The organism is Pseudalkalibacillus decolorationis, from assembly GCF_024609785.1.
In the GTDB taxonomy this organism is placed as follows: domain Bacteria; phylum Bacillota; class Bacilli; order Bacillales; family Fictibacillaceae; genus Pseudalkalibacillus; species Pseudalkalibacillus decolorationis.
This window is the reverse complement of sequence record NZ_JANHJQ010000007.1, coordinates 64388-77333: the sequence shown is the minus strand read 5'-3', so window position 1 is coordinate 77333 and position 12946 is coordinate 64388. Positions and strand designations below refer to the sequence as shown.

Sequence of the window (12946 nt, the reverse complement as noted above, 5' to 3'; positions counted from 1 at the left end):
CTCCTCTATCATCCATCGAAAGTATGTTCCTATTTAACATTTCGTTATTTTTTCAGCTTCTCCTTCCTATTTGAACAAATATTTCAAAAATTGAATCGGCTATACTAGTCTTCTAATCGTTGCGTTTTACTTACTATAAATTGCGAATTAGTAGGTTTAGAAATGTTAACGTTTTCATCTCTTGCTTTCTTTTTGTATGATTAGATTAATTGAAATTGGGAGGCTTACTTGTGAAAAAGCGATATAACGACCTTGATGTACACAACAAATTTTACAATCAGATCTTTAAAATGATGGAAGAAGAACCATATGCTCAGTTTTTGGGAGTTAAATTAATAGAGTTGGGAGAAGGTACAGCAACAGCTGAACTTGATGTGAAAGACTTTATGCTTAATACACACGGGACTGTACATGGTGCGATTACCTTTGCACTGGCCGATTACGTGTTTGCTTGCGCTTGTAATTCATATGGAAAAACATCCGTCGGGTTGTCGAACACTGTGAACTATATGGCACCCGGGAAAAAAGGTTCGAAGTTGCGGGCAATCGCCACCGAGGAAAAAAGGAAGCATCGAACGTCTTGGTACAACATTAGTGTGGAGAGTAACGGGGAATTAATCGCAAAGATGGAAGCACTTTCTTATCGTAAAGATAATTATTTTGTACCTGTTGAAGAGCTGGACGAGGATTAATTTAATAGGTTAGTAGGGGTTGAAGTTTGGAAGTCAACCCCGCCTAAATTAAATGTCAAAGCTTCTTAAGATTTACAAATGTATACGTTTAACACATTCACATTATTTAGAATACTCCAGCATCCGGTCAAGAGCGATCTTCGCGAAATGAGCTGTACCTTCATCAACTTTAATCGCATTGACAACATTTCCACCGACAATAGATTCAAGTGCCCATAATAGATGAGGCAAATCAATCCGGTTCATCGTCAAGCACGGACACATATTCGGATTCAATGAAACGATTTTTTTATCCTTATGTGTATTGATCAATCTGTTGACGAGATTCATCTCGGTTCCAATTGCCCATACTGAACCAGCCGGTGCTTTTTCAATCGTATCGATAATGAATTTCGTTGACCCGCTCAAATCAGCTGCTTGCACGACATCGAATGTACATTCTGGATGAACGAGTACCTGAGCTCCGAGCATCGTCTCCCAAACTTCACGGATGTTCTCCATCGTAAATTTTTCATGGACAGAGCAATGTCCTTTCCAGAGAATGATTTTAACTTCTTCAACCGGCCCTGAGCATTCCAACGTCTCTTCAATCGGGTCCCAAACAGCCATTTCGTCTAACGGAACACCAAGTGCATAAGCTGTATTCCGACCAAGATGCTGATCTGGTAAAAACAGTATTCGTTCCTTTTGTTGCAAAGCCCATTCAACCATCGCATTTGCGTTTGATGACGTTACGGTTGCTCCACCATATTTTCCGACGAAACTCTTGATACTTGCGGTTGAATTCACATAGGTTAACGGTAAAATGGTGTCTCCGAATGTATCCTGCAGGATATCCCAAGCTTTTTCAGTCTGGTGAATATCAGCCATGTCAGCCATCGAACAGCCTGCTCTCATATCGGGTAAAATGACGGTTTGATCCGGAGCAGATAATATATCAGCTGTTTCGGCCATAAAATGAACCCCACAGAAGACGATATATTCTGCTTGGTGATTTTCAGCAGCCAGTTGTGCGAGTTTAAGAGAGTCACCAGTATCATCCGCAAACTGTATCACTTCGTCCTTTTGATAGTGATGTCCCGGTAAATAAAGCTTATCACCCATCTGCTTTTTTATTGCCTCAACCCGTTTAATCATTTCTGCTTCCGGTAAGCTTCGATACCGCTCAGGCAATCCGGCTGTTGTTTTTAATAAATCAAGTACACTCATTCTAGTCGACCTCCAATTCTAGACTGATATCAATGCTTTTCACGGAATGTGTCAATGCTCCCAATGAGATGAACTGTACACCGCTTTCTTTATAAAAAGGTAAATCCTCAAGCGTGATGCCACCAGATGCTTCCGTTGCAATATGTTTCGGCACGAGCGAAATCCTTTCGGCAATTTCTTCAGGTGTGCAGTTGTCGAACATAATAATGTCAGCGTTTACCTCAACTGCATCCCTCACTTGGTCGATTGTTTCTGTTTCAACTTCAATTTTCGTCATCGGTCCTAATGCATTCCTAACCTGTTTAACTGCATTTTGAATGCTTCCGTACATGGCGATGTGGTTATCTTTGATCATTACCCCACCGTCCAATGTCAGTCGATGATTCACCCCTCCACCACAACGGACCGCATATTTTTCGAACATTCGTAGCCCAGGTGTTGTTTTTCGCGTATCACATATTTTAATGGAGGATCCTTGAACAAGTTCCGTTGCTTTTCGCGTTAGCGTTGCAATTCCAGACATGCGCTGCATCAGGTTTAAAATAACGCGTTCTGCCTCAAGTATTTCTGCAACAGGCCCACGCACAACTGCAATTGTGTCACCTTTTTCCAATTCCATTCCATCCCGTGCAACCATCTCAACCTCAATACGTGAAGATACAAGCTGCATCCCCTCTTCAAGGATTCGTGTTCCTGAAAGTACACCGTCTTCCTTTATAAAAAATCGTCCCTGACCGGTTTGGTTTTCCTCAAAAAGAAGCTCGCTCGTTAAGTCCGCAACTCCTACATCCTCTAAGAAAAATCGTTCAAGCTCCTGACGAACTTTTAAACGGTTCATGTTCAAATTTCCCCCTCTTAATTCTCTTTTGTTTCCACTGGACGTCATCTTGTGTTGGAAAATCTGTACGGAAATGACTGCCTCTGCTTTCCGTCCGTTTTAGTGCCGAGGTTGCGATCATCCATCCGATGAGAACCTGATTTCGCATCTGAATTTGCTCTAGAGTTGGTGCCTCAATACGTTCTGTTTTTTGTAATAGCTGATTGAAGTATTCAGTAGCTTGTGATAATCCTTCACTGGTTCTCTCTATACCTGCATACTCGTTCAAAACTTCACAAAGTTGCGTATGTGAAGGTACCTGCTTCAAGATTTCCAGTCCGTGCCACTTTAAATCGATCTGGGCTATCCGTAAAGGTTCGTTTATTAAATGATCAGCTAGGCGGTTGGCGAATACGATTCCTTCAAGCAAGGAGTTACTGGCGAGGCGATTTGCTCCGTGCACCCCTGTATTGGCAGCTTCACCGACAGCGTATAGGCCTTTAATCGTAGACCTCCCAACCTCATCAACGTCAATTCCTCCCATTGTAAAATGGGCACCAGGTGCAACTGGGATTTTTCCCTTTTCAAGGGGGATTCCGTTTTCTACGCACAGTCGGGTAATCGTTGGAAAGTTACGTTGAAAGTCCGGGACATTTCGAATATCAAGGAACGTTTCCCTTCCGTCTTGTCTCACCCGATATAAAACACGAGAAACGACATCTCTTGGTGCTAGGTCCTTCATAGGGTGTTGATTCTCCATCAAGGGAAGCCCTTGTTCATCAATCAGAATAGCGCCTTTTCCACGTACAGCCTCAGAGACAAGTCCAACTCCAAACCCATTTTTCACAAGTAATGTCGGATGGAACTGAATGAATTCCATATCTGAAACTAAAGCCCCGGCGTCATAAGCGAGTGAAATTCCATCGCCTGTAATCGTTGAAGCGTTAGAATGAAGCGGATAAAGACCTGAATACCCACCTGAAGCGATCACAACAGATGATGCTATGTTCGCTGTTAACTTCCCATCTCCGTTAATACTCCAAACACCAACACATTCATTGTTTTGTAAAATGAGTTCAACAGCCGTTTCCCCTTCGACGACCATCCGTTTTTCAGTTACATGTCTTTTGAGTGCCTCGACAACATGCTTCCCTGTTGCATCTCCACCAGCATGAAGGATCCGTGAAAGACTATGAGCCCCTTCTTTTCCATACTGAAAGTGACCGTCTAATTCTTGATCGAAATCCACTCCATACTCGATTAGCTTATGAACCATTGCTGGTCCTTCCCGTACGAGAGCTTTCGTTGTTTCTGCATTATTGTGCAGACGACCCGCTTGGATTGTATCGATAAAATGAGAATACCAGCTGTCACTTTCTTGAACTGCAGCGGCAATTCCACCTTGTGCCAAGTATGAATTACTGGTTTCAAGTCGTCCCTTTGTGAGAATAATCACATTCTTATCCAAACCAAGGAGTTGTGCTGTCATTAAGCCAGATAGTCCACTTCCTATAACCAACACATCTGATCTTCGTATATTCATAGGGACCTCCTCCCTATTCCTGTAGTTTATATCTTTACATATGTCTTGACACCTATATTTACATAAAACTAAACTATTAGCAAGATGTTTTAGTTTTGCAATACGAGGAGGAATGTTATGATTTATCTTGATTATGCAGCGACAACACCTATCTCCAGCACAGCTCTTCATGTGTATACTGAGGTGGCAACCAATTTTTTTGGAAACACCGAGAGTCTTCATGATGTTGGCGATGGCGCATTGAATATATTATCTGAAAGCAGAAGACAGTTAGCGAACTATGTGAACGGGCATCAAGACGGGATTTATTTTACAGGCGGAGGTTCTGAAAGTAATCATTTAGCAATCACTTCCATCGTTCGTGCACATTCTTCTAAAGGAAAGCACCTGATTACGACCATGACAGAGCACGCATCTGTCTTAAATACGTTCCAGTTACTTGAGGGTGAAGGCTTTCGGATTACCAAGCTTCCAGTTGATTCACAAGGAAAGGTTTCTGTTAAGGATCTTGAGGATACCATCGAAAGTGAGACAATTTTTGTAAGTATTGGGCATGCAAACAGTGAAATCGGCACACTTCAACCACTTGAAGAAATCGGACGTCTTTTAAAGGAAAGGAACATTCTGTTTCATAGTGATTGTGTCCAAACCTTTGGGAAAATACCAATTGATGTGAAGAAGTTACAACTCGATAGCATTTCGGTTTCAGCACATAAAGTTTATGGCCCTAAAGGAGTTGGGGCGTGTTATCTATCTCCAAATCTATCATGGAAGCCAAATATTTCCGGTTCTGTACATGAAAAGGGATTTCGACCTGGTACTTTAAATGTCCCAGGAATCGCAGCGTTTGTGACAGCTGTCGGTGAGCTCATCGAGAATATAGAAGCTAATGCGGAAAAATTCGTCGGATTGCGTGAGCACTTTTTAAAAGCTATGAGTAACGACGCAAAATTTAAGGTAGAAGGTCACCGCAGTAATCACCTCCCTTCCATTTTGGGTATACGAACACATGGAATCGAGGGGCAATACGCGATGCTGGAGATGAACCGAAAGGGATTTGCAATTTCTACCGGATCAGCTTGTTCAGCGGGGAAACAAATGCCGTCGAAGACTATGCTTTCCATGGGCTTAAATGAAGATGAGGCACGCGAATTAATACGAATTTCGTTCGGCACTTCTACAAGCAAGAAAGACATTGAAGGCGCTGCGAATGCTTTAAATGACATCCTTAATAGCGTGTAAATTATAAAGACCAGGCTCATTATTGTAAAAATTATTTAACAAGTTTTAATTCTATAAAAAAATCAAGGAAATTAATACAGAAGGGATGCCCTTTTCCCCGATAAACGGTATAATATTGTTAATTTCACTCGATCAAACCGCTATTCAAAAATACGGTTCCTGTTCGATAAGGAGAAGCTGAATTTGGAATTAAAAAAATATGTACCATTTTTGATACTTGTAGGGATAGTTGTTTTTCTAATTCCATATAGTATCCCTATTGTTCTTGCCCTAGTTACTTCAATCCTCCTTGAACCGTTTATCAAACTGTTGATCAATACATTCTCAATTAAACGGGTTTGGAGTGTGACAATCGGTTTCAGTTTATTTCTTGCCTTAATGTTGCTTGGATGTTATTGGGCTGTTACAACGCTTGTAGTCCAAGTAATCGATTTCACCCAACAGCTTCCACAGTTTGCACAATATACCTTTGAAAAGGTCGAGGGCTTTGTCATTCAGATGGAAGAGTATTATAAGGAAATTCCAAGTGAATACATATCAACTGTTCAGGATGCTTTAAACGACCTGCGCCAGTTTTCTGTAGATTTTCTTTCCGGCTTAACGAAAGGTCTTGTGGAATTTATTACAGCCGTTCCAATTTTGCTTATCCAGTTGTTGATTTATCTTGTTTCGGTATTCTTAATCAGCCTTGATCTACCCAAGCTCCACCATGGATTTTTAAATATGTTTTCTGAAAAAGCAAGGGTGAAGGTCGAATTAGTTATGAAGCAATTATCCTTGGCCTTCGTTGGATTTTTGCGTGCGCAACTGATTCTTAGCTTTTTAACCTTCCTTATTGCATGGTTTGGGCTAATGATACTAGATATTGAATACGCATTGATCTTTGCGATTCTGATCGTAATCGTGGATATTCTCCCTATACTTGGAACAGGATCCTTTCTTGTGCCATGGGGGCTGTACAACCTATATGCTGGAGATCAACGGCTTGCAATCGGATTAATTGTCCTATTCTTCCTTATTACGATCTTTAGAAGAATTATTGAACCTAAAATTCTTGGGTCAAGTCTTGGGATTAGCGCACTTGCTGCACTTGCAAGTTTATACATTGGATTTGAATTACTCGGATTTGTTGGATTCATTATCGGCCCAGCGATGGTCATTATCGTCAAGTCACTTATTAAGGCAGGCTTTTTAAAAGTAAAAGTCGATTTTTAAGTTATACCTACTAGGATGACATGTTTATTGTCATAGGGTGTACTTTCTAAACATAAAAAGGGCGATTCATGATGAATACGCCCTTTTTATGTTTAAATACTAAATATAGTAATAGAACTTTTGGTGTGTAATGTTATGCTGCTGGTTGCTCCAACCTTTTCAAATGTGGGGCAATTTTTGTATACAGAATAAAAAACAGGATGGCAACAATCCCACTTTTTATCAAGTTAAATGGTGTGATTGCTTTAACAATAAACTGAATCATTCCACTTGTTGACATTTGTTCATAACCTAGGAACCACGTATACGCTGGTAAAATGATGATATAATTCAGTACTGCCATAAATAGTGTCATGGACAAAGTACCTGTGATTAAACCGAGTGTAAGCCCTTTTTTAGATCGGTACTTACGGAACAATAGTGATACCGGAACCACAAACAAGCTTCCAGCTAGGAAGTTTGCAATTTGGCCAACAGGCACCCCAGTCATACTTCCTTGTACCCCATAATGCAATCCGTTTTTGATTGCTTCCACCGTAACCCCTGCTATTGGACCAAAAACTACTCCCGCTAACAGCGCAGGTACGTCACTGACGTCGATTTCCAAAAATGGCGGCAAGCCTGGAAACGGAAAATCCAACATCATTAATAAATAAGCGATGCTGCTTAAAATCGAAACAGCAATCATTCGGTACAACTTCCCCTTTTTTTGCATAGGAAACCTCTCCTCTTTTCCTAAACGCCCATCTTGCTTCCAATGCAACACACGGTTTAACTTCTCTGAACACACACATAAAGAAACTTGGATAAGCACGAAAAAAGATTGACTAATAGGAGCCAATCTCGGGAGCATGCCTTATATCTGTCCAGAAATACATACTGAACTGAGCTTCTTTTATGTGTCAAAAAGAAACCTGTGCATACATCTTCTCCCATCCAGACTATACTGTCGGCTCTGGCATTTCACCAGATCAGCCACGTTTTACCGCTCGCTGAAAAGCGACCCAAAATATCAGCCACTGTATCAACTAACAATAAAAGCAAAGCTCGCGGGCTCGTGAAGGGGAACTTCACATACCGCCGGTCGGGAATTTCACCCTGCCCCGAAGATGGTGTTTATAGATTTGTCATAATTAGTATACCTTGTATATAAATGTTTTGTAAAACGTATTGACTTAAGAGGATTTAGGGATTGACAGTAACTTAAATCGGAGTATAATAAACGAAGTAAATAGTTAACTAAGTGAATTATATGTGTGGTGAATCTTATGAACGGTAGAGAGAAATTAATATTGGAATTCGAACAATCATTTCGATGGTTATTACGCTCTCATCGGAAGGCAATGGCAAATGTATTCGATAAGGAGATAACTTCAAGTGAATTTATGTTCCTTTATTATTTGAACGAACATGGTCCTAAAAAAGTTTCATTGCTTGCTGATGAGTTTCAGGTTAATCGAAGTCATGTGTCAAATGTCATGGAGCGACTTTATTCAAGGGACCTAGTTGATCGTATTCGTTCTTCCGCTGATCGCAGGGTTGTTGAAATGATTATAACTTCTGATGGGTCCGCTCTTCTTAATGAAATGAAACAGAAGCGTGCAGTATACTTCCAACAACAGTTCGAGCTTTTTAAGGATGAAGAAATTGAACAAATGGTACTTTTTTTCAATAAAATCCAAGAAAAAAACTCACATTCACAATAAATTTTTTAACATTTACTTAACTTTATGAACTTTTCTCAACACGAAATGAATAGGAGTGAGACGATGGAACATTTAGATCACAAGAAAAAGATTACAATTATGATTGCTATTATGTCCGCAATGTTGTTTGCAGCAATCAATCAGACGATTATTGGAACAGCACTTCCACGCATTATTGCAGACCTCGGTGGTATGCAATATTTTAGCTGGGTATTTACAATTTTCATGCTTGCATCTAGTATTACTGCCATTTTAGTAGGGAAATTATCGGATATCTATGGTAGAAAACCATTTATTTTAATCGGTATCGGTGTTTTCATGGTAGGTACCCTTTTGTGTGGAACATCGAGTACGATTATTCACCTAATTGTTTATCGTGGTGTCCAAGGGCTTGGTGCAGGAATGATCATGTCTACAGCATTCACAGCAGTTGGGGATCTTTTTTCACCACGTGAACGAGGACGATGGCAAGGAATTATGGGGAGTGTTTTCGGACTCGCAAGTGTTTTCGGTCCTACCCTCGGGGGTTATATTGTTGATAACTTCGACTGGAATTGGATTTTTTGGATTTTCCTACCGATCGGCGTTGTAGCCTTCATTTTAATTTGGCGCTTATTTCCGTCTGTGGATAAAAAGGCTACTGAAAAAGTTGACTATCTCGGATCTATTTTCTTAACACTTACAATGATGCCAATGTTACTGGCCTTTTCATGGGCAGGTAAAACGTACGCATGGACTTCACCTCAGATAATTGCGCTATTTTCTGGAGCCGTCATTGCATTCATTATTTTTATCCAGATTGAACGTAAAGCGAAGAGCCCAGTACTACCATTACATTTATTTAAAAACAGTATTTTCTCATTATCGAATATGATTGGCTTTATAATGGGGGCTGGGATGTTCGGAGCCATCATGTATACTCCTTTCTTCATTCAGGGTGTAATGGGAAGTTCAGCTACAGCATCCGGATTCATTATGATGCCAATGACTTTAGCAATGGTTACAGCCTCTGCAATTGGAGGACAGATAATTACAAAGACAGGAAAATATAAAATCATTGCAATCCTCGGTCTTACGATCATGAGTACAGGAATGTTTTTCTTGTCCCTTATGGATGCTAATACCTCACCTTGGATTGCAGTATTGAATATGATTACTGTCGGACTAGGGCTTGGGATGAGCTTCCCTGTGTTTACACTAACCGTACAAAACGCAGTGAGTCATAAGTTTCTCGGTGTGGCAACCTCTTCAGCCCAGCTGTTCCGCCAGCTTGGGGGAACAATAGGGGTCTCAATCATGGGGACGATCATGGCATCCTCTATGAAAGATGAGATGTCACAGGCTGCTAGTAGTGGAAGCGCAGCAGATGCTTTTGCTAAAAACCCTGATGCTGCTGAAAAGTTAAAAGCATTACAAGATCCACAAGCCTTAATGGATCCAGAAGCATTAGACAAAATAAAGTCTTCTCTTCCAGACGGATTACTCGGTGTGTTTGACCAGATTGTTGGTGTGTTACGAACAGCGCTCAGTCACGCACTGAGTGACGTGTTCCTAACAGGTTCCATCATCGTTGGAGCTGCGGTTCTTTTAACCTTCTTCTTAAAGGAAATTCCTTTAAGAATGAGCAACACTGATACAAAAGAGGAAGAAAAAAAAGAAAACGATGAGAATTCCCGCGAGAAATTAAAGGAACGATCGATTTAAGAAAAGCGCAAGCGCCCTGCTTAGCCACGAAGGTCACTGGAAGACCGACGAGGAGGCTCGGCCCAAACAAGTTCGGCCCTGCGTGGGAACATACATGGAGTAATTCAGTGTGTTGCCGCCGCAGGAGGACTGAAGTAATCCAAGTGGTTGGGCGCTGAAGCTGGACATTACATCCATGCCGCAAACTTTTATACTTTCATTACTCATAAAGAAAACTTGGCTAGCGCCAAGTTTTCTTTATTTCAACACAAGATCAAAAGTCATTTACATTTAATTCTAGTCAGTGTTATAATTTGGAATTGAATAGATTGAATTCTTGTTGTTAGGAGTTGTGTTATATTGAGGTATTTCAAACAATTGGGAGCTGTTGCATGGGCATCAATCGTATTTCTTTTTACACTTCTGACCTTTGGAATTAATCGTCAATTGAACAAGAAAAGGAAATCATGATAAACGGGGTGACCCACTTTTTTGGGATCCCTCGTTCCACCTGCTTTTCTAGCTTTTATTATATTGGTTATAAAGCTTCTTACTTTCCTCAAGTGAATATCTATTCACTTATGAGCCCACTTTTATGATTAGGCGTTAACGCTTTACTTCGTTAATCTTTTTTATTTTTATGGATGAGGATATAATTTTGGCGTGCTTTAGATCTTTTACCTTTTGGGCTCTTTTTTCTACGATATTTTGTAGCTCCCCCGCTGAGATTTCTTCTGGTATTTCTAACATTTCCACATAGAATTCCTTCAAGCCATCCGTTATAAAATCAATCGTTATTTTAGCAGTCAAATCCATTTCCATCATCCTTTCGCACTTTATTCTATGTTATTTTATCAAGGAAGGACCTTTATTTTGATATACTAAGTGAATGATTAGTTGCTGTACTTTACGATTATAGTAGAAAAATGTTTCAAGAAGGAATTTCTTATTTTCTACTAAATACAATTAAGTAATAAGGGTGAGGTTTATTTGCATCTGTCATTGCCTTTTATTTATCGAACACCGCGGTTGGCAGGATTGGACCGAGCCAATCATCGGTTTATTTGAATCTGATTCCAATGTTTGCTGCAATCTTAGCGACACTATTACTGAATGAGCATGTTCACTGGTACCAGATTGTCGGGGCTGTATTTGTATTGATCGGGATTTGACGTTCATCAAGAAAAATACAGGTTCAAATACATACAGCCGAGGTCACAAAATAATCAATTCAAAATTAGAAGTATATATTCAGTATCACCACAAGAGTAATTATGTAAAACCTAATAGCAATTCTTGTACGAAGAATACTTTCTTAATGTGCAAATAAAAGGATTATTCCCCTTGTGGTCGAATTTTGATGAAGGGAGGAATTTTTTATGGCTCTTGAACAATATTTAAAATGCATTCAATCATTTTACCCAGCTCTTAAGACGAATCGTGTTGAGTGGAATCATACCGGACAAAACAATGACATTGTATTTCTAAACGATGAATGGGTCTTTCGTTTCCCGAAGCATGATCAAGCATTGAGCTCTTTACAAACCGAATATGAACAGCTCGCATTTATCCGCTCCTACATCTCCCTTCCGATCCCAGATCCGCATTTTGTCAACACAGACACAAACACATTAGGACAGGCATTTTTTGGTTATAGAAAAATACACGGTCACCCTTTAAATCCAGAAACTATTCTGGAAGCTGAACCTTCTGATCGGCAGTCGATTGCAAATGAATTAGTTACATTTCTCAATCAACTTCACTCGATACCAATTGCTGATGCCCCAGGGGAAAAGGTCACCGGAAATGAAGGATTTCAAAATTGGACTCACCTTTTTACTGATATAAAAGAAAATCTGTTCCCTCATATGAAACCCCTAAAAAGAATCGAAGTCGCTGAGCATTTTGAAGCTTTCCTTGGAAACAAAACACAGATTGATTTTAGTCCAGCTCTCATTCACGGAGATTTTGGTAGTACAAACATTCTATACGATCATCATTTAAAGAATTTAAGTGGAATCATTGACTTTGGCAGCTGCCACATAGGTGACCCAGCAATTGATTTTGCAGGTCTATATAAGCATTATGGAGAGGATTTTATAAAATTAATGATACCGCACTACCCTGGGCTTTCAGATTTATTTCCAAGAATCCACTTTTATTCAGGTACTTTTGCTTTACAGGAAGCATTATATGGTCACCGGTATAAGGATGAAGAAGCGTTCAAGAACGGCTTAAAAGAATATGTATGATTATTAACTCTCTTGCCATGTTTCCATTCCTGAAGGAACACTAAAAAGAATGAAGTTCGCGCATACTAAAAGAAAAATGGAGGCGAACTAAAAATGGCGAAACAACGAAGACCGCTTGTACCTGAAGCCCGCGAAGGACTGAATAAGTTAAAAGCAGATATTATGAGAAAAGAAGGTTATTCGGTTGATCCAAATTCACCGGGTAATACAAAATACGAAGTTGCTAAAGATCTTGGAATCCCACTTAGAGAGAAAGGAAATCAAGAATTGAAGTCAGGTGATGCAGGCAAGATTGGCGGTCAGATCGGCGGTAAAATGGTCCATGAACTGATCCGCATGGCAAAAAATCAACTTAAATAACTAAGGTCCACGTACAAAAAAAGGTAGTTTTTTAAGAAAAGCGCAAGCGCCCTGCTTAGCCACGAAGGTCACTGGAAGACCCACGAGGAGGCTGTTGCCGCCGCAGGAGGCCTGAAGTGATTCAAGTGGTTGGGCGCTGAAGCTGGACATTACATCCATGCCGCAAACTTTTATACTTTCTTTACTCGTGAAAAAGTCCTTGTTTTCAAGGTCTTTTTTCTTTTTAC

The 12946-nt window shown here is 40.2% G+C and carries 12 protein-coding genes, 1 pseudogene and 1 riboswitch; of the genes and pseudogenes, 8 read left to right on the top strand and 5 right to left on the bottom strand.

Translation table 11 applies throughout. The features are described from left to right. The first annotated feature begins 230 nt into the window (after positions 1 to 230). Positions 231 to 692, top strand: a complete 462-nt coding sequence (locus NON16_RS08355) for a PaaI family thioesterase (RefSeq protein WP_257348403.1) — start codon at positions 231 to 233, stop codon at positions 690 to 692. Between the two features lie 102 nt (positions 693 to 794). On the opposite strand, the gene nadA is transcribed toward NON16_RS08355, so the two are convergent. The 3 genes from nadA to nadB are packed head-to-tail and all read right to left on the bottom strand — an operon-like array spanning position 795 to position 4261. Then, positions 795 to 1901 carry a quinolinate synthase NadA gene (gene nadA, locus NON16_RS08350; protein WP_257348402.1) on the bottom strand — a complete coding sequence of 369 codons (1107 nt, stop codon included), beginning with the start codon at positions 1899 to 1901 and terminating at the stop codon, positions 795 to 797. Between the two features lies 1 nt (position 1902). Continuing rightward, positions 1903 to 2739: a carboxylating nicotinate-nucleotide diphosphorylase gene (nadC, locus tag NON16_RS08345; RefSeq protein ID WP_257348400.1), complete on the bottom strand. Its 837-nt coding sequence runs from the start codon at positions 2737 to 2739 to the stop codon at positions 1903 to 1905. After that, positions 2708 to 4261, bottom strand: a complete 1554-nt coding sequence (gene nadB / locus NON16_RS08340) for an L-aspartate oxidase (protein WP_257348398.1) — start codon at positions 4259 to 4261, stop codon at positions 2708 to 2710. The genes nadC and nadB overlap by 32 nt, the downstream gene beginning before the upstream one ends. A 117-nt stretch (positions 4262 to 4378) precedes the next feature. On the opposite strand from nadB, the gene NON16_RS08335 reads away from it, so the two are divergent. Both NON16_RS08335 and ytvI read left to right on the top strand, forming a co-directional pair. Then, positions 4379 to 5503, top strand: coding sequence for an IscS subfamily cysteine desulfurase (locus NON16_RS08335; protein WP_257348397.1), 1125 nt, complete (start codon positions 4379 to 4381; stop codon positions 5501 to 5503). 183 nt (positions 5504 to 5686) lie between these two features. Continuing rightward, positions 5687 to 6718, top strand: coding sequence for a sporulation integral membrane protein YtvI (gene ytvI / locus NON16_RS08330; protein WP_257348396.1), 1032 nt, complete (start codon positions 5687 to 5689; stop codon positions 6716 to 6718). Between the two features lie 133 nt (positions 6719 to 6851). Here ytvI and NON16_RS08325 read toward each other — a convergent pair whose 3' ends face one another. Beyond that, on the bottom strand, positions 6852 to 7433 hold the full coding sequence (locus NON16_RS08325; protein ID WP_257348395.1) for an ECF transporter S component: 582 nt from the start codon (positions 7431 to 7433) through the stop codon (positions 6852 to 6854). Positions 7434 to 7638: 205 nt separating this feature from the next. After that, a riboswitch (FMN riboswitch) is annotated at positions 7639 to 7833 on the bottom strand. A gap of 153 nt (positions 7834 to 7986) precedes the next feature. Between NON16_RS08325 and NON16_RS08320 the strand changes: the two genes are divergently transcribed. Beyond that, positions 7987 to 8424: a MarR family winged helix-turn-helix transcriptional regulator gene (locus NON16_RS08320; RefSeq protein ID WP_257348394.1), complete on the top strand. Its 438-nt coding sequence runs from the start codon at positions 7987 to 7989 to the stop codon at positions 8422 to 8424. Positions 8425 to 8487: 63 nt separating this feature from the next. Next, positions 8488 to 10128 carry an MDR family MFS transporter gene (locus NON16_RS08315; RefSeq protein ID WP_257348392.1) on the top strand — a complete coding sequence of 547 codons (1641 nt, stop codon included), beginning with the start codon at positions 8488 to 8490 and terminating at the stop codon, positions 10126 to 10128. A 585-nt stretch (positions 10129 to 10713) separates the two neighbouring features. Here the strand turns inward: NON16_RS08315 and NON16_RS08310 are convergent. Then, the gene (locus tag NON16_RS08310; RefSeq protein ID WP_257348391.1) at positions 10714 to 10923 is read right to left on the bottom strand and encodes a hypothetical protein; all 210 of its coding nucleotides are present in this window, start codon (positions 10921 to 10923) and stop codon (positions 10714 to 10716) included. Positions 10924 to 11102: 179 nt separating this feature from the next. On the opposite strand from NON16_RS08310, the pseudogene NON16_RS25625 reads away from it, so the two are divergent. The 3 genes and pseudogenes from NON16_RS25625 to NON16_RS08300 form a co-directional block, all read left to right on the top strand. After that, positions 11103 to 11279, top strand: a pseudogene (locus tag NON16_RS25625) (EamA family transporter); the annotation flags it as partial. Positions 11280 to 11486: 207 nt separating this feature from the next. After that, a complete protein-coding gene (locus NON16_RS08305; RefSeq protein ID WP_257348388.1) occupies positions 11487 to 12359 on the top strand; it encodes a phosphotransferase family protein in 873 nt (290 codons plus the stop codon). Positions 12360 to 12452: 93 nt separating this feature from the next. Beyond that, entirely contained in the window at positions 12453 to 12719 is a 267-nt protein-coding gene (locus tag NON16_RS08300; RefSeq protein WP_257348386.1) for a small, acid-soluble spore protein, alpha/beta type, read from the top strand. The last annotated feature ends 227 nt before the right edge of the window (positions 12720 to 12946 follow it).